The organism is Streptococcus sp. SPS1 (assembly GCF_030439915.1).
Taxonomy (GTDB): Bacteria; Bacillota; Bacilli; order Lactobacillales; family Streptococcaceae; genus Streptococcus.
In genome coordinates this window covers 56,987-82,742 of sequence record NZ_JAQFJG010000004.1, presented here as the reverse complement: position 1 = coordinate 82,742, position 25,756 = coordinate 56,987, and the positions used below count along the sequence as shown (strand labels likewise).

Genomic DNA, 25,756 nt, shown 5'->3' with positions numbered 1-25,756 from the left:
CAGACAAAACCTACGACAAATGATTATTTACATTATACCCTATTTAGCTAGATTTTTCAAGGGGATTGACGATTTTTTGACGAAATCTTTTCCTATAAAAAATTGTACTTCTTTGTTTTTCGAAATACCCTTAGCTTGTTTCGTACGGCAGGGTTCTCTTAGGATTTTTACCATTTCTTGAAAAGTACTTCTTTTATACTAGACTTGTTCGATATCTTATCAGTTACAATATATATATAGTTGTGGATTATTTTAGCTGATTTAAAGATACGAAAACTAAAAACTATGGCTAAGTTGGAACTAGCTTGTTTCTTAGCAGTTTTTCCTTTTCTAGGATACAGCAGATTCTGTTTGGTTAATCCAACTTTAGCAAGTTAGCTTTTCCAAATTTGATTATTTTAACCTGATGTCAAACTCTTTAAACACAATACGTAAGTCCTTTAGCACTCTTTGACGCCCTCGGAAGCGTTCATCTCTTAAGACGCGTTCTAGTTCTTCTTGTTTCTCTTTACTTTGTTTGCTTCTATAATTTTTTAATGTTTCATGAAAGAGATAATAATCGTCTAGCCAGAGACCTCCCTCACTTATACGATGACTGATTTCACCCACTTCTTCATAGGGTTCTTTATTATATCTTCGTTTGTGGCTTTCTTGCTTACGGATATAGTCTAAAATTCGATTTCGAAACTTGGTTTTGAAATATTTCCTTAAACGAGGGATATCTTCTACAAGCCCTTCTTCTCTACTGATCAATTCATGTAAGCAAATCATGCCTTCTTGGTCCCAATCCGATAGTTCCCATAAATGCAAGTAATATTCATTTCTACACTTGTATACAATTCCCTGAACTTCTTCATACAATTCTTTAAGCATAATCTTCCCCTTTCTAAATACAGTTTAACAAATCAAAAAGCTAATTTGGTTATTTCTCCCCATTCTGTTCCCTACACCGTCTAAACTGCACAAAAAAGAGAGGACAAGCCTCTCTCAGGGTTATAATTCTGCGATTTGGTTTAGGTTTACTTCTGCAACTGTGTCATTCCCAAACATAGAGATAATCATCTTCACTTTGTTATTATCAATTTCTGTAATCTTACCAGTGTAATCTGCAAAAGCACCTTCAATAATTCGTACAGTTTGACCAACCTCAACATCGAAATCAAATTCTTGAACAGTTTGTCCCATAGATATCAAAATGTCACGAATTTCTTGTTCCAATAATGGAGTTGGTTTTGATCTGTTCCCGTGTGATCCGACAAATCCTGTAACATTTGGTGTGTTTCGAACAACAAACCAAGCTTCATCTGTCATGACCATTTCTACAAGAACATAACCTGGAAAGCGATTTTCTTCTACTTCTTTTCTCTTTCCATTTTTTTCAACTTGCACTGTTTGTGTTGGAATTTCAACACGTAGAATATTATCCAACATATTGTAGGTTTGTGCACGTTGTAATAGATTTTCTTTTACCTTATTTTCATAACCAGAATAAGTTTGTAAAACAAACCACCCTTTATCAAAACTATCCATGATATTTCCTTTCATAAATAGAAGATTTTTAGTGTACTTTCACTACTCTTCTAAAAAATGTTAATAAATCGAATCAAACCTGAAACAATCAACTGGTCAAAAATGTAAATAATTACTACAAAGAAAGCTGTGTATTCCATGATAGAACGAAAATCTCTCCAGCTTTCCTTGCGAGTTGGCCATGTTGTTTCTTTAAGAAGTCTAAAAATATCTCCAATAAAACGCATCGCTCTCTCCTATCTCGTTTCTCTGTGTGTAGTGTACTTACCACAATGCTTACAAAATTTATTTACTTCTAGTCGTGTAGGCTTGGGGTTTCCACTAATCTTGATTGAATAGTTTCTCGAACCACAAACCGCACAAGCTAGGCTTGCTTTTTTTAGTGCCATAATGCCTCCATCCTATCCATTATAACAAGAAAGCCAGGCTTTGACAAGCGTCTTAGCGAAATACTGTGATTCGAACGATAGTATTTAAGCCCTATCTACGATACTGTTTCAAGAAACGAGTCATTTTTTCTTGGATTTGGGCTAGTTCATCAACACGAGGAAGGTAAACGATACGGAAGTGATCTGGTTCCTTCCAGTTAAAGCCTCGACCATGCACCAAGAGAACCTTTTCCTGCTTCAAGAAATCAAGGACAAACTGCTCATCATCATCGATACGGTACATATTGCGGTCGATTTTAGGGAAGATATAGAGCCCCGCCTTGGGTTTAACAGCAGAGAGACCTGGAATCTCTTTAATAGCATTGTAGATGAAATTTCTTTGCTCGTAAATTCGTCCACCAGGAAGGAGCAATTCATCGACTGACTGGTGGCCACCCAAGGAAGTTTGGACGACTTGCTGAGCCAAAACGTTAGAGCAAAGGCGCATATTGGATAGCATATTGAGCCCTTCGATATAGCCTTTAACGTGTGTCTTAGGACCAGACAAGACCATCCAACCTACACGGAAACCAGCGATACGGTGAGATTTTGATAGACCATTCATGCTAACACAGAAAACATCTGGTGCCAAGCTAGCCACAGGCGTATGCACATGGCCATCCATTACCATGCGGTCGTAAATTTCATCTGCAAAGATAATCAAATCGTTTTGACGGGCAATCTCAATAATCTCCAACAAGAGTTCCTTCGGATAAAGGGCTCCAGTTGGGTTGTTTGGATTGATAAGGACGATTGCCTTGGTGTTGGAAGTGATTTTTGACTTGATATCGTCAATATCTGGGTACCATTCTGCAGCTTCATCACAGATATAGTGAACAGCATTTCCTCCAGCTAGGCTGACAGCCGCTGTCCAAAGAGGATAGTCTGGCATAGGTACCAAGACCTCATCCCCATTGTCCAAAAGCCCCTGCATAGACATGACAATCAACTCACTAACACCATTTCCAAGGTAGATATCATCAATATCTACATTTGGGAATTTCTTCAGTTGACAATACTGCATAATGGCCTTACGGGCTGAGAAAATCCCTTTGGAGTCAGAATATCCCTCACTATCACGCGCATTCATAATCAAGTCATGAATGACTTCGTCTGGCGCTGTAAAACCAAATTCTGCTGGATTTCCTGTATTCAGACGTAAAATCTTTTCTCCGTTTGCTCGCATCCGCATGGCTTCTTCCAAAACAGGACCACGGATATCATAAGCAACATGCTCTAACTTACTAGACTTGTTATATTCTTTCATCTTGTTTCCTCAATTCATCGAGATAGTAACATTATACCACTAGAAAGAAAATGCGACAAGTTTGCTGAAATGTTTTACTAGATTAAGATAGAAAAAAAACCTCGCTAAAAGCGAGGCCAAGACAGGGGAGATAGCAGGTATTTTGCGAAAGTCACATCACATACCAAAAGATAAAACTAGAAAAAGCAAGCCTAAAAAGGAGTCATAGAGAAGATTGAACATGAGGAAAATCCCCCATATCATCAAGTAATCCCAGCGACCACTTCTTTTAGCGACTAGGAATAATAGCAAATGGTAGAGTACATGAAAGACTAAAAATCCAATAAAACCTGGATAGAGAAGCGGTACCAGACTCTCTAATTGCCAGATCATGACAACTTCTACCAAGACTGAAACTAGGATGATTCCATAATAAAGGAAATTTGAATTTTTTGTTTCTTGAAAAGAGTTTTTCATCATTCTCCCTCCCTTCACTTCTTTCCTGCTATCCTTTCTTTTATTTTATCATATATTTATATAGATTTTAAGTGCTAACATTCTTTTAAAAAATACTTTTTTTGCTTTACTTCTATAGTGAAAAGGTTTACAATTATAGTAAGAAAATTTCAGGAGGTTTCATTATGGCACAACGTTACCAAAATATCATGGTCGCAATCGATGGTTCTAAGGAAGCGGACTTGGCTTTTATCAAGGGAGTTCATTCTGCTCTACGAAACGACGCTAAACTCACCATCGCCCATGTCATTGACACACGCGCTCTCCAAAGCGTATCCACCTTTGACGCTGAAGTTTACGAACAACTCCAAGTCGACGCTGAAAGTCTGATGAAAGAGTACGAAAAACGTGCTAAAGATGCTGGGGTAGCAGATGTTCACATCGTCATTGAAATGGGAAATCCAAAGACCCTACTGGCACGTACTATTCCCGATGCTGAAGAAGTAGACCTCATCCTCGTTGGCGCAACTGGTCTCAACGCCTTTGAACGCCTCTTGGTCGGCTCTTCATCTGAATACATTCTCCGCCATGCTAAGGTCGATTTGCTGGTTGTGAGAGAACAAGAAAAAACCTTATAATCACGAAGAAAAGGAGCTCAGCGCTCCTTTTTATTTACTATTTATACTCTTCGAAAATCTCTTCAAACCACGTCAACGTCGCCTTGCCGTAGGTATGGTTACTGACTTCGTCAGTTCTATCCACAACCTCAAAACAGTGTTTTGAGCTGACTTCGTCAGTTCTATCCACAACCTCAAAGCAGTGCTTTGAGCAACCTGCGGCTAGTTTCCTAGTTTGCTCTTTGATTTTCATTGAGTATTATTTCTCTCTTTATGGCGTTCGTAAGCCTTGAGCTGGCGCTGCAGTTCCTTTTTAATAGCAGGTTCTGGAGCATATTTTTCTTCCCAATCATCTGGTTTTAAGATTTTGTGGGTCACTGGATCAAAATGAGCCTTGCCATCTGGAAAAATTTTCCCCATATTGGCCTGATGGACGATATCAAAAATACGTTCTGGGTCCACCCCCATCAAAACAAAACTACCATAGGTAAAGTAAAGCGTATCAATCAAGGCATCCACCTGCCCTACCAAATCTTGCTGAGCAGGTGTCTTCTTGGCTACTTTCTCTGCTGCCTTATCAAGAGCTTGATGAAGTTGCGATAGAGCTTGACCAAAGTCCTCTTCAGAAGGGCTGGCAGCTCGAACAAACTCCACCAATTCTTCTATTTTAAAGCCAGCCCTGTGGGTTGCACCTTCTAAATCCCAAGCTCGAGGTTCTTCTTGGGTCCGTTCATCCATCATGTGGTGGAAGGTCTTGACCTTATTGAAATGATAGTCACGGCTGACAAAAACTTTTTCTGAAGCCAAAACACCAAAATGTTCCAAGGCCTTGTGTATTCCGTCTTGCTGATTGCTAGTGGTAATGTGTTTGGCAACTTCCTTGACACTGCTACTACCATTTCCCATAGCGACCGACATACCGACACCAGCCAGCATTTCAAGGTCATTATCTGAGTCACCAAAAGCCATGACTTGGTTGAGGTCAAAGCCATATTCTTTCCCAACTCGGCGTATGCCTTCCAATTTAGAGTTTCCTTGATTGATGACATCTGCTGCAAAAGGATTGCTACGTGTCAATTTCAAGTCTTCAAAATCAGCCGCCGCCTTCTCAGATTCTTCCGGTGTCATCAGCATCAAAACTTGGTAAATAGGCTGATTCATCAGATGAAGCAGGTCTTCTTCCTTTTGGGGAACAACCTTGCTGACCATGCGATTAAAGGAATGACTCACCGTCCGAGTTAAGACAGAGGGAACGAAGCGACTGATTCGTTGAGAAAAAGAACCCAGACCAAAAGACATGATTTTAGAACCCAGCATGGCATCCTTGGTCCCTAGGGCAATCTCCTTGCCCTCTTTTTTAGCATAAGCAATTAGATGGCGCAAATGTAACTTGGAAATTGGGCTCGTGAACAAGACTCTTTCTTTATTAAAGATATACTGGCCATTGTAGGTTACCGCAAAATCCAGATCCAAATCGTCCATCAATTCCTTAACAAAAAAAGGTCCTCGCCCTGTCGCTACGCCGACAAGCACCCCTTGTTCTTTGACAATCTTAATCGCGTCCTTAGTGGATTTCAAAACACTCTTGCGATCGTTAACCAAGGTTCCATCGATATCAAAAAAAACAGCTTTGACTTCCATCCTATCCCAATCTCCCCTTTTGTGATACAATGATTATACCACATTTCAGAAAGAGTGAGTAAATCATGCCTAAGAAAATCCTTGTTTTACATACAGGTGGGACTATTTCCATGCAGGCCGATGCTTCTGGCGCTGTTGTGACGAGTTCAGATAATCCCATGAATCATGTGTCCAACCCACTTGAAGGAATCCAAGTCCACGCCTTAGACTTTTTTAACCTGCCAAGCCCCCATATCAAACCCAAACATATGCTGGCCCTCTACCAAAAAATGAAAGAGGAAGCAGATAATTACGATGGGGTGGTGATTACACACGGGACCGATACTTTAGAGGAAACAGCCTATTTCCTTGATACCATGGAAGTTCCCCATATGCCTATCGTTCTAACAGGTGCCATGCGCAGCTCCAACGAACTCGGTAGCGACGGTGTTTATAACTATCTGAGTGCTTTACGGGTGGCTAGCGATGACAGGGCTGCTGACAAAGGAGTTTTGGTCGTTATGAACGATGAAATCCACGCTGCCAAGTATGTCACCAAAACACATACGACCAACGTCAGCACCTTCCAGACTCCAACACACGGGCCACTTGGCCTGATTATGAAACAGGAAATACTCTACTTTAAAACAGCTGAACCTCGTGTCCGCTTTGACCTTGATCACATACAAGGATTAGTCCCTATCATCTCGGCTTATGCTGGTATGACAGATGAGCTGATTGATATGCTGGATTTGGAACAATTGGACGGTTTGATTATCCAAGCCTTCGGAGCTGGTAATATTCCCAAAGAAACGGCTCAAAAATTAGAAAGCCTTCTGCAAAAAGGAATCCCAGTCGCTCTGGTATCACGATGCTTTAACGGTATTGCCGAGCCTGTTTATGCCTACCAGGGTGGAGGCGTACAGTTGCAAAAGGCAGGTGTCTTCTTTGTTAAAGAACTCAATGCCCAAAAAGCCCGCTTGAAACTCCTCATTGCCCTCAATGCCGGACTAAAAGGACAAGCTTTGAAAGACTATATGGAAGGCTAATACTCTTCGAAAATCTCTTCAAACCGCATCAGCTTCCATCTGCAACCTCAAAACAGTGCCTTGAGCTGACTTCGTCAGTTCTATCTGCAACCTCAAAACAGTGTGTTGAGCTGACTTCGTCAGTTTCATCTACAACCTCAAAAACATGTTTTGAGCTGACTTCGTCAGTTCTATCTGCAACCTCAAAACAGTGCCTTGAGCTGACTTCGTCAGTTCTATCTGCAACCTCAAAACAGTGTGTTGAGCTGACTTCGTCAGTTTCATCTACAACCTCAAAGCAGTGTGTTGCGCAGCCTTTAACCAGCCGCCTAGTCCGCTCTGTGGTATTCATTGAGTCGACATCTCTTGTTTAAGAGCACAAAATCAGGAAATCTTCTCGATTCCCTGATTTTTTCTATTTACGTTTTCGTGTTGAACGACGTTCTGTCAATCCATGAGGTAAGAGAACTTCACGTTCTTCCAACTCTTCCTTGTGCATAATCTTAGTCAACATACGCATACTAATGGCACCAAGGTCATAAAGAGGTTGAGCAATCGTTGTCAAGTTTGGACGGGTAAAGCGTGAGATTTGTGAATCATCACTAGTAATAATTTCAAATTCTTCTGGTACAGAAACACCCTTATCAGCCAAACCGTTCAAGACTCCTGCTGCCAACTCATCACCTGTCACAACTGCTGCAGTTGCATTTGATGAAATCAAACGCTCTGCCAAGGCGTAACCATCATCATAGCTATACTTAGATTCAAATACCAAACCCTCACTATAAGCGATTCCTGCTTTTTTCAAGGCTTCCTTGTAGCCAACTAAACGAACCTTACCATTGATGTCATCCACTAGCGGACCGCTAACGAAAGCAATACGCTCATTTTCTTTAGCAAGGTAACTCACTGCATCAATCGTTGCTTGCTTATAGTCAATATTGACACTTGGCAACTGGTGCTCAACATCGACAGTTCCTGCGAGAACAATCGGAGTACGTGAACGCGAAAATTCTGAGCGAATTTTATCTGTCAAGTGATAACCCATAAAGATAATGCCATCTACCTGCTTTGAAAAGAGAGTATTGACAACAGAAACTTCTTTCTCGTTATCTTCATCGCTATTAGCTAGGACAATATTGTATTTGTACATTTCTGCAATATCATCAATCCCCTTGGCCAAACTCGAAAAATAACCATTGGTAATATTTGGAATCACGACACCGACAGTGGTTGTCTTTTTACTTGCAAGACCACGCGCCACAGCGTTTGGACGGTAATCCAAACGGTCAATCACCTCAAGCACTTTTTTACGGGTGTTCTCTTTTACATTCTTATTGCCATTGACTACACGGCTAACCGTCGCCATTGAAACTCCTGCTTCACGGGCGACATCATAAATCGTTACTGTATCGTCTGTATTCATTCTATTTCCTTTCTATATCATACCTCACGAGACTCCAAAAAAAGAGGCGGTATGAAAATTTCGTTTTCATGCTTCTACTTATTCCATTTTATCACTAATTGTAAACACTTTCAAGTATTTTTTGAAGATTGTTTGAAAAAATTTCAGAGAAAACTATGTTTGAAAGTTCTATAATGAAGTTAGCCACCCAGTCTTCCTAAAAATTAGATAGTTCAACTAGCTTATAGCTAGTCCTCAATTTCATTTGATAAGAGGCTTGAAGCTGTTATAGGCATAAGAAAACACCTCTGTGTTATACTTGTTGTTCAACCAAAAACACAAGAAAGGCACAGAGATGCAAAACATTTATACTACAAAAGGCAAACATTTGACAATCGATAGCCATCGCTTAATCGAACGATGGAAAAAGGAAGGGAAATCAAATAGAGAAATTGCCTCTCTACTTGGAAAAGCTCCTCAAACTATCCATACTGAAATCAAGCGTGGGACAGTCCGACAATGTCTTGGAAAAGGGCGCTTTAAAGAGGTTTATTCTGCCGACTATGCTCAACAGTCTTATGAAAATCATCGCAAGCGCTCGGTCAAGAAATCAAGCTTAACCAAGGAACTAATACTCTTCGAAAATCAAAGAGCAAACCACGTCAGCTTCACCTTGCCATACGTATGGTTACTGACTTCGTCAGTTTTATCTGCAACCTCAAAGCTGTACTTTGAGCAACCTGTGGCTAGCTTCCTAGTTTGCTCTTTGATTTTCATTGAGTATAAAGGAAAAGATTCTCCACTACCATAACCAAAAGTTTTCTCCTGAAATGATGATCAAGGCTAAGGGAGTTAATGTGGATACCCTAGCGAAATAGATTGACTACCGAATCCCATATTGTTTGAGCTTTTTCCTTAATCTTAGCATCCGAGATAGCCCGACTAGCCTCATCTACTAGACTTTGCGCACGTCCTCGAATATCAGACAAATTATCATCTGTCTGGCTATTATCATTAGTTTGTACTTGTCTTTTTGTGTTAGCTGGTGCAATTCCATTTTTCTTATATGCATTTTCAACTGTAAAGGTACTTCCTGGCGTATAAGGTAAAATGGTATTTGCAATATTTCTAAAGACATGGGCTGCACCGTTTGAAGTAGATCCTGCTAGATAGTGATTTTCATCAGTGGTCGGAAAACCAAGCCAGTGACTAATCACTACATCCGGAGTATAACCAATTACCCACTGGTCACTTGTGTATTCAGGATTAAAAACTGCTTCGGTTGTACCAGTTTTCCCTGCCATGACATAGTCTGCAGGTGATGAACTAACACCAGTTCCGTTGGTGAACGTCCCCAACATCATACTGGTCATCTTGTCAGCTACAGCTTTATCAAGCACCCGTTTTTGTGAATTTTTATGGCTTGCAATAACCTGTCCACTAGCATTTTCAATTCTACTAATAAAATGAGCTTCCGGCATTAAACCTTCATTTGCAAAGGCAGCATATGCTTGAGCCATTTGCAGAGGATTGGTTTCGACACCACTTCCCAAGGCGACGCCAAGAACACGGTCGACCTTTTCCATGTTGAGTCCGAATTTTTCTCCTGCCTCAAAAGCCTTATCAAGGCCCAAATCATTAACAGTGGCAACAGCAGGTAGATTAAGCGATTCTGCCAAGGCTTGATACATAGGAACTTCTCGACTCGTTTTGATTCCTGCATAGTTATCAACCTTATAGCTGTTATACTGCATGGTATGGTTATCCAAGAGCTTATTCAAAGCCCAACCTGCCTCAACTGCTGGCGTATAAACAACTAAAGGCTTAATTGTAGAACCAGGGCTACGTTTTGATTGGGTTGCATAGTTGAAATTCCGGAATCCAGTTTTATCATTGTCAGCAACTTGACCGACAACTCCACGAACTCCTCCTGTTTTCGGTTCAAGAGCTACACTTCCTGATTGTGCAAATGTTCCATCCTCTGCTCTCGGAAATAGCGATGTATTTTCATAGACAACCTGCATATTTGCTTGGTAGTTTTGATCCAGCTCTGTATAAATGCGGTAACCATTATTGACAATCTCTTCCTCTGTTAGATTATACTTGGAAACAGCTTCATTAACCACAGCATCAAAGTAAGAAGGATAGCGGTAATCTGAAATTTTTCCTTCATACTTATCGTGCAATTGCGAAGTCATATCAACTTCTGCAGCTTCAGTTTCTTGATTTTTATCAATATATCCCGCTGCAACCATATTTTGCAAAACAGTATCGCGACGATTGGTAGAATCCTCTACGGAATTCAAAGGATTATACAGTTCCGGCCCTTTGAGCATCCCTGCCAGAGTCGCAGCTTGATCCAAACTCACTTCTGATGCAGAAACTCCAAAGTATTTCTTACTCGCATCTTCTACACCCCACACACCATTTCCAAAATAGGCGTTGTTAAGATACATAGTTAGGATCTGATTTTTGCTATATTTTTTAGTCAATTCTAAAGCCAAGAAAAATTCTTTTGCTTTTCTCTCAACAGTTTGATCCTGTGACAAATAGGCGTTTTTAGCCAGCTGTTGGGTAATAGTAGAACCACCACCTGAACGACCAGCAGTGACAATAGCCAAGAAGAAACGGCCGTAGTTAATCCCGTCGTTTTTATAGAAAGAACGATCTTCTGTCGCAATAACAGCATTCTGCAAGTTTTTACTGATGTCAGTCAGTTCAACGTAGGTTCCTTTTTGACCAGACAAGGCACCAGCCTCTTTTTCTTCACGGTCAAAAATGATAGTCCGAGTTTTCAAGGCGTTTTGCAAATCATTGACATTGGTTGACTTGGCTACAGCAAACAAATAGGTTCCAACTAGTAATCCTGCACTCAAACCTAGTATAAGAACAATCTTTGTTAGGTGATAGCGACGCCAGAATTTTCGAATTGGACCCACTTGGGCTAATTTTTTTCGATCACTACGAGAGCGACGTAAGCTAGTAGAATCAGAGTCCTCTAGTTCACTTGTTTCTTTTTTAAAAAGAGAAAGAAATTTCTCGAATAATTTATCTAATTTCATGCGTTTATTTTATCATCTTCATCATAGGAAGACAAGAATTTAGCTATTTTCTATCCAAATAGGGCTTTTTTTGTTACAATATCTGTATGAAATTCACATTTACATTACCCGCCTCTTTACCTCCAATGACGGTTAAGCAATTACTAGAGGAACAACTCCTCATCCCTAGAAAAATCCGTCATTTTTTGAGAATCAAGAAACATATTTTGATAAACCAAGAAGAAGTTCACTGGAACGAGATGGTAAATCCTGGAGATATTTGCCAGTTAACTTTTGACAAGGAAGATTATCCCGAAAAAGAAATCCCTTGGGGCAACCCAGACTTAATTCAAGAAGTCTATCAAGATCAACACTTGGTTATTGTGAACAAACCTGAGGGTATGAAAACGCATGGTAATCAGCCAAACGAAATCGCCCTTCTTAACCATGTCAGTGCCTATGTTGGCCAAACCTGCTATGTCGTTCACCGCCTGGATATGGAAACCAGTGGTTTGATTCTCTTTGCCAAAAATCCTTTTATCCTGCCCATTCTCAATCGCTTATTGGAGAAAAAAGAGATTTCTAGGGAATATTGGGCTCTAGTTGATGGAAATGCCAACCGTAAAGAGCTTGTTTTCAGAGACAAAATTGGACGTGATCGCCATGATCGTAGAAAAAGAATAGTTGATGCAAAAAATGGGCAATATGCTGAAACGCATGTAAGCAGATTAAAGCAATTCTCAAATAAGACTTCCTTGGTTCGTTGCAAACTAAAGACAGGGCGAACCCATCAGATTCGTGTCCACCTTTCCCATCATAACTCCCCGATCCTAGGCGACCCTCTCTATAATAGTAAATCAAAAACAAGTCGGCTTATGCTTCATGCCTTTCGACTGTCCTTTACCCATCCGCTTACATTAGAGAAATTAAGCTTCACTGCCCTCTCGAATACTTTTGAAAAAGAATTAAAAAAGAATGGATGATTGTGTCATCCATTTTTCCATATAAGAAAAGCAAGACCAAGAGGCCTTGCTTTTTATCGACTCAAGAATTATTTAGCGATTTTTGCGAAGTATTCAAGAGTACGAACAAGTTGTGCAGTGTATGACATTTCGTTGTCGTACCATGATACAACTTTAACCAATTGTTTACCGTCAACGTCAAGAACTTTAGTTTGAGTTGCGTCAAACAATGAACCGTAAGACATACCTACGATATCTGAAGATACGATTGGATCTTCTGTGTAACCGTATGATTCGTTTGAAGCTACTTTCATAGCTGCGTTCACTTCATCAACAGTAACGTTCTTTTCAAGAACTGCTACCAATTCAGTTACAGAACCTGTTGGAACAGGAACACGTTGAGCAGCTCCATCCAATTTACCGTTCAATTCAGGGATAACCAAACCGATTGCTTTAGCAGCACCAGTTGAGTTAGGAACGATGTTAGCTGCAGCAGCACGAGCACGGCGAAGGTCACCTTTACGGTGTGGTCCATCAAGAACCATTTGGTCACCAGTGTAACCGTGGATAGTAGTCATCAAACCTTCAACGATACCGAAGTTGTCATGAAGAGCTTTAGCCATTGGAGCCAAACAGTTTGTAGTACATGAAGCACCTGAGATAACTGTTTCAGTACCATCAAGAACGTCATGGTTAGTGTTAAATACAACTGTTTTAACATCTGATCCACCAGGAGCAGTGATAACAACTTTCTTAGCACCACCAGCGTGCAAGTGTTTTTCAGCAGCTGCTTTAGTAGCAAAGAAACCAGTTGCTTCAAGAACGATGTCTACACCGTCGTTAGCCCAGTCGATTTGTTCTGGATCACGTTCAGCAGAAACTTTAACGAATTTACCGTTAACTTCGAATCCACCTTCTTTAACTTCAACAGTACCGTCGAAACGACCTTGAGTTGTGTCGTATTTCAACAAGTGTGCAAGCATAACTGGATCTGTAAGGTCGTTGATGCGTGTAACTTCAACACCTTCTACGTTTTGGATACGACGGAAAGCAAGACGACCGATACGTCCGAAACCGTTAATACCAACTTTAACTACCATTAGTGATTTCCTCCTTATGAAAATCATGAAATTTTTATTGTGAAAAGAGTAACTTGAATCACTACAAATCACCTTTCAACAAACCTATTATATAACTATTTAAGTTTAATTGCAAGTACGGACATTGTTTTTCTATGTTAGTTTCTTTTTTAAACTGTAAATCAAGTAATCCCTTACTATTCATATCGTAGCGATTCTACAGGATCCATTTTACTAATTTTACGCGCCGGGAAGTAAGCTGATACATAACCAAGCAAGAGAGCGAAAGCTAGAGTTCCTAAAACAGATAACAAATTTAATTCAAAAACCTTCGTGATGGATGGGTAAAAGTGACTTACAATCGCATTCGCCAAACTTCCCACCCCTTGTGCAACCAAAAATGCCAGCAGCAAGGCGATTCCTACAATCCAGATAGCCTCGTAAATAAAAATTCCTTTGACATCACGATTTTGATAACCAACTGCCTTCATGACACCTATTTCCTTAGAACGTTGCATGATATTGATGTAAATAATGATACCAATCATGACCGCTGCTACCACAATAGCTTGTGATGAAAGTACAATCAACAATCCCTGAATGACACGAATAAAAGTAATCACAATATCAAGAACCTTCTGTTGAGAAAGAACAGTATACTTCTTGTTTTTCTGCAATTCTTCTGTTATCGCTTTTGTCTGTGATGGATCTTTGAGTTCCAAGATAAAATAAGATACAGCTTTTGTAAATCCAGCCTCTTTCAAAATCGTTTCCATTTGATGAGACGGCATGAAACTATTGCTGTCCTCCATGTCATCTTCATCATTGATCACACGCACAATCTTTGTTTGAAATTGAGCAGTCTTGCTAGCTTCGGCAGCATTTTCTACAATACTTGCTGAGACTGATTTGCCAATAAGATCAGTAGCTGTCAGATTGTTTCCTGTCTGTTCATTCCAATTTTTTAGTAAACTGCTTGGAATCGTCAAGCCCTGTTCATTTGCATCAGTATAGAGGGAGCCAGCTAATACTTTGTCCGCCTCATTACTACTAACAGAAATACTTGTATCCTCATATAGACTCACTACTTGAGCATAAGAAGGCATCGTTTGACTCAGATCCATTTCTTGACCATCTATAGTAATATTTGACATGATCATCCCAAAAGGACTCTCCAAATATTTAATAGCTTCTTTTCCAACTGTATCCGTGATATAGTTCTTATCATCTTGGTTCAAGAAGCCTCGTCCAACATTTTTTGTGTTTAAAGCAATCTGAACTTGAGAAGGGATTTGACCTCCATTCGTATTTTCATCAATCATCGAAATCAATGCATTTCCCAAGCCGAAAGAAATTAAGACTCCTACAAAACCGATTGAGGTTGCTAGCGCAATCAATAGGTTACGCCACTTTCTTTCCAGAAAGTTATTTAAAGAAAGTTTGAATTTATTTTTCAATGATAATCCTTTATTTTTTGACTTCTTCAACGACTTCACCATCCTTCATTTTGATAATCACATCTGCATATTCGGCAACCTCTGGATTATGGGTTACAATCAATACTGTTTTCCCTGTTTGGGCTAAATTTTTAAATACCTCCAATACCTTTTCTTGGGATTGAGAATCCAGCGAACCCGTTGGCTCATCTGCTACAATCATATCAGGCTGATTCACCAAAGCACGCGCTATTGCTACACGTTGCTTTTGTCCGCCAGAAAGTTGTTTAACATTTTTAGCTACAAAAGGCTCCATGCCCAAGTTACTTAATTGCTCCTTTGCAATCATTGTCATCTCCCTGTCAGATAAATCTTTGACATAGAGAGGTAGCTTGACATTGTCCAAGACAGACTGATGAGGAATGAGGTTAAAGTTTTGAAACACAAATCCAATCTTGTTTTTACGAAATTGAGTTAGTTCAATCTCTGATAAGTCACGGAGGGATTCCCCTTTAAACTCTAAATCTCCTTCATATTGTCTATCTAAACCACTGATGATATTGAGTAGACTGGTTTTGCCACAGCCTGACGGACCATAAATCGCTGTAATTTTACCTTTTGCAATCTGCAGGTTTATATTTCTTAGAGCCTGCTCTTGATGTTTACCGTCCAAAGTGTAAAACTTTGAAATATTTTTAATGGATAAAATGGACATGATTATCTCCTTTAATTACTTTTGACAACATATGTCGATATAAACTACAATAAATAATACTGATATAAACTATATTTAACAATATCAAGCCCCATAAACCAAATAGTTTAATTTGATTGAATAATAAGCAAACCATAATTGGTACGAAGCGAATAATGCACAACGTTATCCTTGTATTTATAGGAATTGAAAAAGCATCTAATTCTTTCGCATTCTTGAAATGATACTTTCTAAATATAATTATCTCTAACATTTGTATCCCTTGGCATAAAAAATATGCTAGAGAAACTCCGAAAAGAAATAGGGAAATATCTATAAAACCGTACCCCAGATAATTTAAAAAGAAATATAGCGAGATCGACGGAACTAAGATACTAATAAAATTTAAAGACCAAATTCTTTTTTTTATAAACCTATTAAGATTGACCCCCACAGCCTTAAGATAAGGGAAGTCCTTATTTAAAGTAAGAAAATAAAAATTTATCCCTTTATTGCTAAAAAATACTGTCCCTGAAAATAAAGCTGTATTCAATATCATCGCTTTATTCGAGATATCAATTCCTAAAAAATCTGGTAAAACCAACCACATGAACATAAACATAAAAGTTGAAAATACAGGTATAGTCATCGCTTTAAACACCGTCAAACCATCAACGACAGATAATAAATAGGTCATACTGAACGATTTTTTAAACCTTGGCCTAACATACCTGATTTTCGGTATAAAAAATATACTATTAAGTAAAAAAACAAGTAGACACGCAAATATTCCTAAAGAAATATCATAGAAAAAAATAACTACTAAGATGGGGGAAACTAGAATTAAATTCTTTAAAAATACTATATTCCAAAATTCTCTCCCTGTGACATTGAAAAATATCCTCATTGTACTCTCTGTTTTAGTTTTTAAAACATAAATATTTTCATAAATTATTCCTAATAACAAAATTGCAGGAACAAGTATTTTTACTAATTCAAAGTATGATAGGATACCCCAAATTTGATTTGCACTTAATAGCTTATAAACTTCTTGTTTAGCAAAACAAAATATAAAAATCAAACTAACAGATGAAAAAAAATATTTGTAGGTCGATTGAAGCAACGATAATTCCTTAACATTATTCGAATCATTCCAGTATCCCTGTCGAGATAGGAATAATAGAGTAATAGAATAATAAAACTTTTCCATATAACTTTCCTCTACAAAGAAATAATCTGATCAACTGTCGGTAAAATTTCTTGCCTCTCGTGACTTACAATAATGAAGTGTTTGCCTAGATTTATCTTTTGCTCCATCAATTGAAGCAGATTTTCAACCGAAATTTGATCTAAACCTGATAAAGGTTCATCCATAACATACAAGTCCGAATCCAATAAAAATGCTGCTATAAGCATTACTTTTTTCTTTTCTCCTAATGACAATGATTGAATTGTTTGTGTCATTAATTTCTCATTCAAATAAAATTGTTCTCGTAATTCTCTTAACCGTTCTTCGAACAAATTTGTTTCAATAAAAAATTGTTTCTGTAAAAATCCGAATAATAAATTAGGAGATAAACCAATGAAATAGTTGTCCGAAGAATCTGGAACATAGCTAACTTTTTCTTCAAAAATCAATGAGCCAGAATGTGGTTGAACAATTCCTAGTAATACTTTCAATAATGTTGACTTTCCTGAGCCATTTTTTCCAGTAATCAGTGTAAGACCTGAATTTGAAGTATCAAAAGAAATATTGTTAAACAGTATCCTACTATTTATCCTATACGAAATGTTCTCTACTTTCATTTTTTCTCCTTTTATATTAATTTCTAATTTTACTAATATTTTATGTAAAAATCAACTCTGTTCTATTAATTTCTAAACTAGAACCACTGTTTAACCCAGCCCCAAATTGCTGTTAAAATCCAGTCAATAATAATCCATCTGATAATTCTCCATACGAAGCTCCACATAATAATTCCTCCTATTTACTAAACCATTGTTTAACCCAGCCCCAGATAGCTTCCCATATCAAACTAATCAGAATCCATTTTATAATTCTCCATACCCAACGCCACATTTATTCTTTCTCCTTTTCTGTGATTCCTACTTTAATCTTCTGAAAAAATCAATATTCCTAAATGTCCTGTTATTCTCCAACGTCATATCAAGTCCCTCATTTACTTCTCGTACAATAATAAGTGCATTATTTGCTATACCGACTAATGGATAGATTTTTAATATCTGGGGTTTTATTGTAATCAAATCCAATAAATAGCCGTTAACTCTTATTTCCGCTTGAAGAAGAGTTGATAGCGTTTGTCGAATGAGCAGTACATCTCCAACTTCTGACATGCTAGGCAATAAAACATTATTTATTCGTTCAAATTCTAGCATGCTTCTCACCTTCATAAAAATAGCAACGATTGTCTATTTCCACCAAAGCAACGTTCCTAAAAGTGAAAAAAACTTAACCATCTTTAACTACCTCCTTTTATATAAATGAAGTTAATGATAAATTACATTATTCAATAACTTTTCAAGTAAACAAAAATTAGTAAACTTCTTGCTTACACATTGGATTATATCAGTTTATAAAAAATTCTCCAATGACAGAAATGTCACTATTTTATTTAAACTGGTAAAATTAGAGTAAAAAGCTATCTAAACTAGTATTCAAAAATATCACATTTCTCAAAATATAATATAAATTAGACTAGACAAAAATTCAATTCAAAGCTAATATTTAAAACGTCTTTCCATAATAAAAGGCATAATATCAAAGTTTTTGTATGACTGATATTATGCCTTTTATTGTGAAAACATTTACTTCGTTTTCTACTGTCAAGTTTTCCTTAGACTCTTTTATTATCCTTACTCCATTCCTTATCTAAACTAACGATTAACTTCTCATTGCCAAACATCCTCGCCATCATTTTTGCTTCTTCATACTTTTGTTTTGCCGTATCATAATCAGTCCGAAGATAATATTTCCACTCCACCATCAAGACAATCGGTTGTTTTTGAAAATCTCGTGTTTTTTCAGAAATCCAATTAAGTTTTTCCACAGCTAACTTAAATAACTCTAAGTCATTCAATAATTCACAACTTCCCAGCCCTGCAAATAATACATCACGAACAAGAAATAAATCGTCCGTACTGCTATTTTCTACGTTATCACATACTTTTTGAAACATTAATTGAAGTTTCTGCTGTTCGCTAATAGATAACTGTCCTTTTTTTATATTTTCTAAATAACTACACAAAAAATACAATCTAATTTTTAAAAGATCTGAAAAGGAAAATTCTCTTTGATTCCATAGTTCCTCAAAAGATTCATCTAAAAGCGCTATCCCATACTGTTCATTATCCGTCGCTCTCACTGCATCTATAGCTTGAAGACAATCCACTATCATCTTCTCATCACGTGGCAAATCATCATAAAAATTCTCAAAAATCTCATCGAAATATTCTTCCTTTTGTTCCTGCAACTCCTTGTCTCCATAGTCAGGATGATGTAAAAGAAAGTACTTTAATTCTTGGTAACGCTTGGGTAATTCCTTATAATCTGGCATCAAGACGTAGGACGGAATTTCTAATCTATCTGCAATATATTCTAGTGTTTTTATCGTCGGGCGAAATTCTCCTTTTTCGATTCTCACCAACTGACGGACTGATAATTCGGATTCATCCCCGCAAAAAACTGGACGACTAAGGCCTTTCTCCTCTCTTAAAAGTCGCACTTTATCCCCTAACTCATTTATCTTGTTCATTTGCCCCTCGCATGATTATAAAAGATTTGATTTTCAAATAAATATATGCGATGATTATACCATTTTTCAAATAGAATTACAAAAAAGAGACAGGAAATTCCTGCCTCTAGGCTGATAACAATTATTTACGGCGTCCTGGTCTTTCTTTGTAGCCATAGTAAGCATCTTCGATGATTTCTTGCATGTGGTCAACCATTGGAAGACGTGGGTTAGCTGGTGAACATTGATCTTCATAAGCAAGGAAGGCCAATTCACGAGAATGTTCTTTCCATTCTTTTTCATCAATTCCTTGTGCTTTGAAGTTCATTTGGATACCTACGCGCTCACCAAGTTCGTAGACAGCTTTTGCGTAAGATTCCACACCTTCTTCTGGAGTAGAAGCTGGAAGACCAAGCATGCGTGCGATATCTTGGTATTTTTCATCTGCACGGTAGTAGTTGTACTTAGGCCATGTTGCTGTCTTGGCTGGACGTGTACCGTTGTAGCGGATGACGTATGGAAGCAAGATAGCATTTGTACGACCGTGGATTGTGTGGAATTGGGCACCAATCTTATGGGCCATTGAGTGAGAAATACCTAGGAAGGCATTGGCAAAGGCCATACCAGCAATAGTTGAAGCGTTGTGCATTTTTTCACGTGAATGGAAGTCTGCATTCTTAACTGAGCTTTCAAGGTTTTCGAATACAAGCTTGATGGCTTGAAGTGCAAGACCGTCAGTGTAGTCGCTAGCCATTTGTGATACGTAAGCTTCAGTCGCGTGGGTCAATACGTCCATACCAGTGTCCGCAGCAACAAATCCAGGAACTGTCAATACCAAAGCAGGGTCTACGATTGCCACAGTTGGTGTCAATGAGTAGTCAGCGATTGGGTATTTACGGTTATTCGCTTTATCAGAGATAACGGCAAATGGTGTTACTTCAGACCCTGTACCAGATGTAGTTGGAATCGCGATGAATTTAGTCTTCTTACCAAGCAATGGGAATTTGAAGGCACGTTTACGGATATCCATGAATTTTTGGACAAGGTCACGGAAGTCCACTTCTGGTTGTTCGTAGAAGAGCCACATTACTTTAGCAGCATCCATTGGAGATCCACCACCGAGAGCGATGATTGTATCTGGTTTGAAGGCACGCATAATCTCAGTACCACGGTTTACAGTTGTGATATCTGGATCTGGTTCTACATCAGCAAAGATTTGGTAAACAACCTTATTGCGACGAAGGTCAAGTTGTTCGATGATACGATCAAGGAAACCAAGCTCTACCATGGCATGGTCAGTAACGATCATGACACGTTCAACGTCACGACATTTTTGAAGGTATTGAATTGAATCACGTTCAAAGTATGTTTTTGAAGGAAGTTTCATCCATTGCATGTTATTTCTCCGTCTTCCGACTTTTTTGATATTCAAGAGGTTAATGGCACTAACGTTATCCCCAACTGAGTTGCGTCCGTAAGAACCACATCCAAGTGTCAATGATGGCAAGAAGGCATTGTAAACGTCCCCGATACCACCGAAAGTAGAAGGTGAGTTACAGATAACACGAATAGCTTTAACAGCTTTACCAAATTCTTTAGTCAATTCTTCGTCAGCTGTGTGGATGGCTGCTGAGTGTCCAAGACCGTTAAATTCAACCATTTGACGAGCCTTAGTAATACCATCTTCACGGCTTTCAGATTTCAAAACTGCGATAACTGGTGATAATTTTTCACGAGTCAATGGCTCGTTTTCACCAACTTCTTTACATTCTGCAGCAAGAATGTTTGTTCCTTCTGGAACTGTAAATCCTGCTTGCTCTGCAATCCAAGTTGCTGGTTTACCAACGATGTCAGCGTTCAATTTCGCACCAGCACAGTTTTTGCTGTTTGCTTTCACGCCGAAGCAGAATTCTTCAAGAAGAGCTTTTTCTTTTTTGTTTACAAAGTAAGTGTGGTAAGATTTGAACTCTGCTACAAATTCATCGTAAATTTCTTTATCAATGATAACCGCTTGTTCAGATGCACAGACCATACCATTATCAAATGATTTAGACATGACGATATCGTGTGCTGCTTGACGAATGTTTGCTGATTTTTCAACATAAGCTGGCACGTTTCCGGCACCTACCCCAAGAGCTGGTTTACCACATGAGTATGCGGCTTTAACCATGGCATTACCACCTGTTGCAAGGATTGTTGCAATACCTTCGTGGTTCATAAGGGCACTAGTTGCTTCCATAGATGGTTCAGTAATCCATTGCACACAGTTTTCAGGAGCACCAGCTGCGATAGCTGCATCGCGGACGATACGTGCCGCATGAGCAGATGATTCTTGTGCTGATGGGTGGAAGGCAAAGACGATTGGGTTACGTGTCTTCAATGAAATCAATGATTTGAAGATTGCTGTTGATGTTGGGTTTGTTGTAGGAGTGATACCACAAACAACACCAACTGGTTCAGCAATAAGGGTTAAACCTGTTACATCGTCTTCTTCGATAACGCCAACTGTCTTAGTATGACGCATGTTGTTTACTACGTGTTCACAAGCAAACAAGTTCTTAGTCGCTTTGTCTTCAAATACACCACGTCCTGTTTCTTCATAGGCATGTAGAGCCAATTCTCCGTGGGCATCCAAAGCTGCCACTGACGCTTTAGCTACGATGTAGTCGACCTGTTCTTGATCGAGTTTACGCATTTCCTCAAGAGCAACTAGAGCTTTTTGCACCAAGCCATCTACGTGTTTTTCAGCAGCGAGTTTCTTTTCCTCTGGTGTCACAGTTTTTTTATCAGCCATATTTTCCTCCATAGCTATCAAGGATTTAATCCTTTGTTAATTTTTTCACAAGTTTATTATAACGCATTATTTATATTTTGTAAACAGTTTCATAAGTATTTCACAAAGAATTTTTAGCACCTTGTGAAATGTTTGTTATTTTCTTTTCTTAGCAAGCTTTTCTTTTAAAGTTTGTGAAATTTATTTCAAATGTTTTTTATTTCACAAACTTGCTTGGAAGAGGAGCTTGGAAAGATAGGGATTTGCAGGTAAGCGCTTACTTTGTAATTCTAACAATGCCTCCTTTGATAAGGAGGCTTTATTTTTGTTGAAAAACGCCTTGTTTAAAAGTCCCTTCATAAACGACTTCTTGTTCTGTTGTTAGTTTTCCTTTTCCTTCAGCCTGACCATTTACAAAATCACCTTCGTAGGTCCAGCCTTCTTTGGATTGAAAGGTGCCTTTTCCGTTGAAGGCTCCATTGTTGAAACCACCTGTATATTGGTCCCCATTTTGGAAGGTAATGGTTCCTTGGCCATTCATTTTACCACGTACAAGACTACCGTCGTAAACAATCGTTCCATTATCAAGCTTTAGAACACCTTTTCCGGGAATATTTAGAAAAAAGACGAGTACAGCACAGAAAACAATGGCAACTACTGCTAAAAGCTCTAAACGTGGACGAGTCAGATACACTCGATACTTTTCGTAAACATTCTTAAGATTTTCCACCTTCACTCTCCTTTTCTAAACGTTCTAACCAAGCTTGACAGCCCTCTTGAACACGCTGATAGGTTTCCTCAAAATCTCCTGTATACCAAGGATCTGGAACACTTTCAGATGCAAATGAGTAAATCTTATCTTGACAGTCTGCTGGACACATCTGACGTAAGTCAGAAACATTTGAAGCATCCATGCCGATAATATAATCAAAGGCTTCAAAATCTTCCTTACTAATCTGAAGCGATGTCTTGCCTTTGTCATAAGGAATCTCATACTGTTGCAAAATTCCCTGAGTCCCCTTATGAATCGGATTGCCATGTTCCCAAGAGGACGTCGCTCGACTTTGGATTTCGTAGTTATCTGTCATCGATTTCATCACAAACTCGGCCATAGGGCTACGGCAAATATTTCCTAGACAGACAAAGACTAGTTTTTTCATCCCATTTCCTTTCTTTTATAGAAAAACGGGAGTTCGTAATCCCGTCTTATTTTTCAATTGCGCCTTCTAGTGAAGCTGTTTCTTTCAGCGGTAATACGGTCTTGATAGCAGCTAATTCAAAAGTCAAGTAAACTCCATCTACATCAAGAACAATTGTTCCCTTCTCCGTATCTACTTCATCGACTGTTCCGTAAAGTCCACCGATTGTAATCACTTCATAGCCTTTTTGCAGCTTATTTAAGCTTTCCATACGTTTTTTTGCTTGTTTCTTTTGAGAACGTTGCGTAAAGAACATCAAGCCCAACATAAGGGCTAGCATGATTAAAAATGTATAATTTGGATTCATTCGTTTCTCCTTTGTCTTTTACATAGGACTACTATATCAAATTTCAGCTACTTTTACAAGATTGTACCTTGCTTTTCTAGTAAGAAAAACCAGAGCTTGCGCCCTGATTTTTAGGATTATTTCAAGTTTTGAACAACTTTTACAAGATTTTCTACAGTAAAGCCATATTCTGCCAATACTTTTGGTGCTGGGGCAGAGGCTCCGAAGGTATCAATACCGAGAACGGCACCATCAAGACCAACGTATTTGTACCAGTTTTGAGTTGCACCCATTTCGACTGCAACACGACGGCGAACTGCATTTGGAAGAATTTCTTCCTTGTAAGCTGCATCTTGTTTATCAAAGACATCTGTAGATGGCATGCTGACTACGCGGACTTTTTCACCTTGACTAGCCAATTCTTTGGCAGCTGAGACAGCAAGATTAACCTCTGAGCCTGTCGCAATCAAGATGGTATCAAAGTCTGCTGCATTTTCATAGACAACATAGGCACCTTTTGCAACCTTGTCGAAGTCTGTTCCCTCTTCAACAGTCAAATTCTGACGTGTCAAGACAAGGGCAGTTGGCGTTCTCTTACTTGTCACTGCAAGGTACCAAGCTGCTTGTGTTTCACGCGCGTCTGCTGGACGGAAAACATTCAGATTTGGCATGGCACGAAGACCTGCCAAATGTTCCACCGGTTCATGCGTTGGACCGTCTTCTCCAACTGCGATTGAATCGTGAGTAAAGACATAAGTCACAGGAAGTCCTTGCAAGGCTGACAAGCGAACAGCTGCCTTCACATAGTCAGAGAAGACGAAGAAAGTTCCACCGTATACACGAAGTCCACCGTGAAGAGCCATCCCGTTCAAAATCGTTCCCATTGCAAATTCACGAACACCAAACTGAATGTTACGGTTCAAGCGATTGGCATCGTCTTGAAGTCCGTCAGTCTTGATATAAGTCATGTTTGAGTGAGCTAGGTCAGCTGATCCACCTAGGAAGGTTGGTAATTTAGCCGCCACAACATTCAAGGCATCTTGGCTTGAATTACGAGTTGCTTGAGAGAAGCCATTTTCTAAAGCTGGGAAGTCTGCTGGAGTCACTTTAACTGGATCACGTCCATCGATGATGGCTTCTACTTCTGCAGCTAATTCTGGATGAGCCTCTTTATAGTCAGCAACTAATTTTGTCCAAGCTTCATAAGCTGATGCGCCACGGTCTGCAACATGTTCTTTGAAATCAGCATAAACTTGTTCTGGGATTTCAAATGGTTCGTAGTCCCAACCGAGAGCTTGACGAGTAGCTGCAGTTTCATCTGCTCCAAGAGGAGCACCGTGTACGGCATTAGTTCCTTGTTTATTTGGAGAACCGTATCCAATGACAGTCTTCACTTCAATCAAAGATGGTTTGCCTGAAGCTTTAGCTGTTTCGATAGCAGCATGGATAGCTTCCAAGTCTGTTCCATCTTCAACCAAGGCAGTATGCCAACCGTAGGCATTGTAACGGTCACGAACACTTTCTGTAAAGGAATCCTTTGTCTCACCATCCAAGTTGATGTCATTTGAATCATAAAGAACAACCAACTTATCCAGTTTTTGCAAACCTGCGTATGAAGCTGCCTCGCTTGAGACACCTTCCATCAAGTCTCCGTCTCCACAGATAACGTAAGTATAGTGGTCAAAGATATTGTAGCCTTCGCGGTTATATTTAGCTGCCAAGAAACGTTCTGCTTGCGCAAAACCAGTAGCAGTTGAAATCCCTTGCCCTAGAGGACCTGTCGTAGCATCAATCCCTGCTGTATGACCAAATTCTGGGTGACCTGGTGTTTTTGAACCCCATTGACGGAAGCTCTTAATCTCATCCATGCTGACATCTTCAAAACCAGAAAGGTGCAGAAGAGCATAAAGGAGCATTGAACCATGACCAGCTGAAAGAATAAAGCGGTCGCGGTTAATCCAGTTTGGTTGAGCTGGATTGATACGAAGTTGTTTTGTAAAGAGGCTGTAAGCCATCGGAGCTGCTCCCATAACCACACCTGGGTGACCTGAGTTGGCTTTGTTGATAGCGTCAATACCTAGGAAACGAATTGCATTAACAGATAGATTTGACATAGAATTTCCTTTCTATTTGAGGTGATTATTGGATCACACATTCTATTTTACTATTATATGAAAAAATACATAGAATAGCAATTAAACAAT

The 25,756-nt window shown here is 39.0% G+C and carries 26 protein-coding genes and 1 pseudogene; 4 read left to right on the top strand and 23 right to left on the bottom strand.

All coding sequences use genetic code 11. The features are described from left to right. Positions 1-393: 393 nt before the first annotated feature. From PCY12_RS04775 to PCY12_RS04750, 6 genes are all read right to left on the bottom strand, one after another. Entirely contained in the window at positions 394-873 is a 480-nt protein-coding gene (locus tag PCY12_RS04775; RefSeq protein ID WP_061439995.1) for a sigma-70 family RNA polymerase sigma factor, read from the bottom strand. 120 nt (positions 874-993) lie between these two features. Further along, positions 994-1,530: a transcription termination/antitermination protein NusG gene (gene nusG, locus PCY12_RS04770; protein WP_301351839.1), complete on the bottom strand. Its 537-nt coding sequence runs from the start codon at positions 1,528-1,530 to the stop codon at positions 994-996. 50 nt (positions 1,531-1,580) lie between these two features. Beyond that, on the bottom strand, positions 1,581-1,757 hold the full coding sequence (secE, locus tag PCY12_RS04765) for a preprotein translocase subunit SecE (RefSeq protein ID WP_138338366.1): 177 nt from the start codon (positions 1,755-1,757) through the stop codon (positions 1,581-1,583). A gap of 9 nt (positions 1,758-1,766) precedes the next feature. Then, the gene (gene rpmG / locus PCY12_RS04760) at positions 1,767-1,919 is read right to left on the bottom strand and encodes a 50S ribosomal protein L33 (protein ID WP_001809375.1); all 153 of its coding nucleotides are present in this window, start codon (positions 1,917-1,919) and stop codon (positions 1,767-1,769) included. A gap of 91 nt (positions 1,920-2,010) precedes the next feature. Continuing rightward, the gene (locus PCY12_RS04755) at positions 2,011-3,225 is read right to left on the bottom strand and encodes a pyridoxal phosphate-dependent aminotransferase (RefSeq protein WP_164226913.1); all 1,215 of its coding nucleotides are present in this window, start codon (positions 3,223-3,225) and stop codon (positions 2,011-2,013) included. Between the two features lie 156 nt (positions 3,226-3,381). Continuing rightward, on the bottom strand, positions 3,382-3,684 hold the full coding sequence (locus tag PCY12_RS04750) for a hypothetical protein (RefSeq protein ID WP_301351838.1): 303 nt from the start codon (positions 3,682-3,684) through the stop codon (positions 3,382-3,384). A 161-nt stretch (positions 3,685-3,845) separates the two neighbouring features. Between PCY12_RS04750 and PCY12_RS04745 the strand changes: the two genes are divergently transcribed. Next, on the top strand, positions 3,846-4,298 hold the full coding sequence (locus tag PCY12_RS04745; RefSeq protein WP_031223038.1) for a universal stress protein: 453 nt from the start codon (positions 3,846-3,848) through the stop codon (positions 4,296-4,298). Between the two features lie 37 nt (positions 4,299-4,335). On the opposite strand, the gene PCY12_RS04740 is transcribed toward PCY12_RS04745, so the two are convergent. Both PCY12_RS04740 and PCY12_RS04735 read right to left on the bottom strand, forming a co-directional pair. After that, on the bottom strand, positions 4,336-4,530 hold the full coding sequence (locus PCY12_RS04740; RefSeq protein ID WP_301351836.1) for a hypothetical protein: 195 nt from the start codon (positions 4,528-4,530) through the stop codon (positions 4,336-4,338). Next, entirely contained in the window at positions 4,527-5,918 is a 1,392-nt protein-coding gene (locus tag PCY12_RS04735; protein WP_301351834.1) for a Cof-type HAD-IIB family hydrolase, read from the bottom strand. The genes PCY12_RS04740 and PCY12_RS04735 overlap by 4 nt, the downstream gene beginning before the upstream one ends. Positions 5,919-5,983: 65 nt before the next feature. Here PCY12_RS04735 and PCY12_RS04730 point away from each other — a divergent pair, with 65 nt between their 5' ends. After that, positions 5,984-6,946 carry an asparaginase gene (locus tag PCY12_RS04730; protein WP_301351832.1) on the top strand — a complete coding sequence of 321 codons (963 nt, stop codon included), beginning with the start codon at positions 5,984-5,986 and terminating at the stop codon, positions 6,944-6,946. Between the two features lie 28 nt (positions 6,947-6,974). Here the strand turns inward: PCY12_RS04730 and PCY12_RS04725 are convergent, their stop codons facing one another. Together PCY12_RS04725 and ccpA are read right to left on the bottom strand one after the other, a co-directional pair. Further along, complete coding sequence (locus tag PCY12_RS04725; RefSeq protein ID WP_301351830.1) at positions 6,975-7,277, bottom strand: hypothetical protein; 303 nt, start codon at positions 7,275-7,277, stop codon at positions 6,975-6,977. Positions 7,278-7,340: 63 nt separating this feature from the next. Then, a complete protein-coding gene (gene ccpA, locus PCY12_RS04720; protein ID WP_301351828.1) occupies positions 7,341-8,351 on the bottom strand; it encodes a catabolite control protein A in 1,011 nt (336 codons plus the stop codon). A gap of 334 nt (positions 8,352-8,685) precedes the next feature. Between ccpA and PCY12_RS04715 the strand changes: the two are divergent. Further along, positions 8,686-8,961: pseudogene (locus tag PCY12_RS04715) on the top strand (helix-turn-helix domain-containing protein); the annotation flags it as partial. 235 nt (positions 8,962-9,196) lie between these two features. Here the strand turns inward: PCY12_RS04715 and pbp2a are convergent. Beyond that, entirely contained in the window at positions 9,197-11,392 is a 2,196-nt protein-coding gene (gene pbp2a, locus PCY12_RS04710; RefSeq protein ID WP_301351827.1) for a penicillin-binding protein PBP2A, read from the bottom strand. Positions 11,393-11,478: 86 nt separating this feature from the next. Here pbp2a and PCY12_RS04705 point away from each other — a divergent pair, with 86 nt between their 5' ends. Continuing rightward, entirely contained in the window at positions 11,479-12,354 is an 876-nt protein-coding gene (locus tag PCY12_RS04705) for an RluA family pseudouridine synthase (RefSeq protein ID WP_301351826.1), read from the top strand. 68 nt (positions 12,355-12,422) lie between these two features. Here PCY12_RS04705 and gap read toward each other — a convergent pair whose 3' ends face one another. The 12 genes from gap to tkt all read right to left on the bottom strand — a co-directional run bounded on the left by gap (position 12,423) and on the right by tkt (position 25,666). Then, complete coding sequence (gene gap / locus PCY12_RS04700; RefSeq protein WP_049512662.1) at positions 12,423-13,433, bottom strand: type I glyceraldehyde-3-phosphate dehydrogenase; 1,011 nt, start codon at positions 13,431-13,433, stop codon at positions 12,423-12,425. A 176-nt stretch (positions 13,434-13,609) separates the two neighbouring features. Further along, a complete protein-coding gene (locus PCY12_RS04695) occupies positions 13,610-14,911 on the bottom strand; it encodes an ABC transporter permease (RefSeq protein ID WP_301351824.1) in 1,302 nt (433 codons plus the stop codon). After that, positions 14,880-15,563: an ABC transporter ATP-binding protein gene (locus PCY12_RS04690; RefSeq protein ID WP_301351823.1), complete on the bottom strand. Its 684-nt coding sequence runs from the start codon at positions 15,561-15,563 to the stop codon at positions 14,880-14,882. The genes PCY12_RS04695 and PCY12_RS04690 overlap by 32 nt, the downstream gene beginning before the upstream one ends. After that, positions 15,544-16,752, bottom strand: a complete 1,209-nt coding sequence (locus PCY12_RS04685; RefSeq protein WP_301351822.1) for a hypothetical protein — start codon at positions 16,750-16,752, stop codon at positions 15,544-15,546. The genes PCY12_RS04690 and PCY12_RS04685 overlap by 20 nt, the downstream gene beginning before the upstream one ends. An 11-nt stretch (positions 16,753-16,763) precedes the next feature. After that, positions 16,764-17,348, bottom strand: a complete 585-nt coding sequence (locus tag PCY12_RS04680; RefSeq protein ID WP_301351821.1) for an ATP-binding cassette domain-containing protein — start codon at positions 17,346-17,348, stop codon at positions 16,764-16,766. A 300-nt stretch (positions 17,349-17,648) separates the two neighbouring features. Beyond that, on the bottom strand, positions 17,649-17,939 hold the full coding sequence (locus tag PCY12_RS04675) for a hypothetical protein (RefSeq protein ID WP_050248117.1): 291 nt from the start codon (positions 17,937-17,939) through the stop codon (positions 17,649-17,651). 458 nt (positions 17,940-18,397) lie between these two features. Next, positions 18,398-19,315 (bottom strand): XRE family transcriptional regulator, encoded by a 918-nt coding sequence (locus PCY12_RS04670; RefSeq protein ID WP_301351820.1) that lies wholly within the window; start codon positions 19,313-19,315, stop codon positions 18,398-18,400. 121 nt (positions 19,316-19,436) lie between these two features. Next, positions 19,437-22,088, bottom strand: coding sequence for a bifunctional acetaldehyde-CoA/alcohol dehydrogenase (gene adhE, locus PCY12_RS04665; RefSeq protein WP_301351818.1), 2,652 nt, complete (start codon positions 22,086-22,088; stop codon positions 19,437-19,439). A gap of 298 nt (positions 22,089-22,386) precedes the next feature. Then, positions 22,387-22,797: an MORN repeat-containing protein gene (locus PCY12_RS04660; RefSeq protein WP_301351816.1), complete on the bottom strand. Its 411-nt coding sequence runs from the start codon at positions 22,795-22,797 to the stop codon at positions 22,387-22,389. Beyond that, a complete protein-coding gene (locus PCY12_RS04655; protein WP_301351815.1) occupies positions 22,784-23,227 on the bottom strand; it encodes a low molecular weight protein-tyrosine-phosphatase in 444 nt (147 codons plus the stop codon). Before PCY12_RS04655 ends, PCY12_RS04660 begins: the two co-directional genes overlap by 14 nt. Before the next feature lie 46 nt (positions 23,228-23,273). Continuing rightward, positions 23,274-23,573 (bottom strand): preprotein translocase subunit YajC, encoded by a 300-nt coding sequence (gene yajC / locus PCY12_RS04650; protein WP_023945658.1) that lies wholly within the window; start codon positions 23,571-23,573, stop codon positions 23,274-23,276. 116 nt (positions 23,574-23,689) lie between these two features. Beyond that, positions 23,690-25,666, bottom strand: coding sequence for a transketolase (gene tkt, locus PCY12_RS04645; protein WP_301351814.1), 1,977 nt, complete (start codon positions 25,664-25,666; stop codon positions 23,690-23,692). Positions 25,667-25,756: the final 90 nt, after the last annotated feature.

Excerpts from the sequence above, each read along its gene's own strand:
- PCY12_RS04740 (WP_301351836.1), bottom strand. The coding sequence starts at position 4,530 with ATGAAAATCAAAGAGCAAACTAGGAAACTAGCCGCAGGTTGCTCAAAG.
- PCY12_RS04735 (WP_301351834.1), bottom strand. The coding sequence starts at position 5,918 with ATGGAAGTCAAAGCTGTTTTTTTTGATATCGATGGAACCTTGGTTAAC.
- PCY12_RS04745 (WP_031223038.1), top strand. The coding sequence starts at position 3,846 with ATGGCACAACGTTACCAAAATATCATGGTCGCAATCGATGGTTCTAAG.
- PCY12_RS04655 (WP_301351815.1), bottom strand. The coding sequence starts at position 23,227 with ATGAAAAAACTAGTCTTTGTCTGTCTAGGAAATATTTGCCGTAGCCCT.
- PCY12_RS04730 (WP_301351832.1), top strand. The coding sequence starts at position 5,984 with ATGCCTAAGAAAATCCTTGTTTTACATACAGGTGGGACTATTTCCATG.
- PCY12_RS04725 (WP_301351830.1), bottom strand. The coding sequence starts at position 7,277 with ATGAATACCACAGAGCGGACTAGGCGGCTGGTTAAAGGCTGCGCAACA.
- PCY12_RS04680 (WP_301351821.1), bottom strand. The coding sequence starts at position 17,348 with ATGAAAGTAGAGAACATTTCGTATAGGATAAATAGTAGGATACTGTTT.
- nusG (WP_301351839.1), bottom strand. The coding sequence starts at position 1,530 with ATGGATAGTTTTGATAAAGGGTGGTTTGTTTTACAAACTTATTCTGGT.
- PCY12_RS04775 (WP_061439995.1), bottom strand. The coding sequence starts at position 873 with ATGCTTAAAGAATTGTATGAAGAAGTTCAGGGAATTGTATACAAGTGT.
- PCY12_RS04755 (WP_164226913.1), bottom strand. The coding sequence starts at position 3,225 with ATGAAAGAATATAACAAGTCTAGTAAGTTAGAGCATGTTGCTTATGAT.
- gap (WP_049512662.1), bottom strand. The coding sequence starts at position 13,433 with ATGGTAGTTAAAGTTGGTATTAACGGTTTCGGACGTATCGGTCGTCTT.
- ccpA (WP_301351828.1), bottom strand. The coding sequence starts at position 8,351 with ATGAATACAGACGATACAGTAACGATTTATGATGTCGCCCGTGAAGCA.
- PCY12_RS04705 (WP_301351826.1), top strand. The coding sequence starts at position 11,479 with ATGAAATTCACATTTACATTACCCGCCTCTTTACCTCCAATGACGGTT.
- tkt (WP_301351814.1), bottom strand. The coding sequence starts at position 25,666 with ATGTCAAATCTATCTGTTAATGCAATTCGTTTCCTAGGTATTGACGCT.
- rpmG (WP_001809375.1), bottom strand. The coding sequence starts at position 1,919 with ATGGCACTAAAAAAAGCAAGCCTAGCTTGTGCGGTTTGTGGTTCGAGA.
- pbp2a (WP_301351827.1), bottom strand. The coding sequence starts at position 11,392 with ATGAAATTAGATAAATTATTCGAGAAATTTCTTTCTCTTTTTAAAAAA.
- PCY12_RS04695 (WP_301351824.1), bottom strand. The coding sequence starts at position 14,911 with ATGGTGAAGTCGTTGAAGAAGTCAAAAAATAAAGGATTATCATTGAAA.
- PCY12_RS04750 (WP_301351838.1), bottom strand. The coding sequence starts at position 3,684 with ATGATGAAAAACTCTTTTCAAGAAACAAAAAATTCAAATTTCCTTTAT.
- PCY12_RS04685 (WP_301351822.1), bottom strand. The coding sequence starts at position 16,752 with ATGGAAAAGTTTTATTATTCTATTACTCTATTATTCCTATCTCGACAG.
- PCY12_RS04670 (WP_301351820.1), bottom strand. The coding sequence starts at position 19,315 with ATGAACAAGATAAATGAGTTAGGGGATAAAGTGCGACTTTTAAGAGAG.
- secE (WP_138338366.1), bottom strand. The coding sequence starts at position 1,757 with ATGCGTTTTATTGGAGATATTTTTAGACTTCTTAAAGAAACAACATGG.
- yajC (WP_023945658.1), bottom strand. The coding sequence starts at position 23,573 with ATGAATCCAAATTATACATTTTTAATCATGCTAGCCCTTATGTTGGGC.
- adhE (WP_301351818.1), bottom strand. The coding sequence starts at position 22,088 with ATGGCTGATAAAAAAACTGTGACACCAGAGGAAAAGAAACTCGCTGCT.
- PCY12_RS04690 (WP_301351823.1), bottom strand. The coding sequence starts at position 15,563 with ATGTCCATTTTATCCATTAAAAATATTTCAAAGTTTTACACTTTGGAC.
- PCY12_RS04675 (WP_050248117.1), bottom strand. The coding sequence starts at position 17,939 with ATGCTAGAATTTGAACGAATAAATAATGTTTTATTGCCTAGCATGTCA.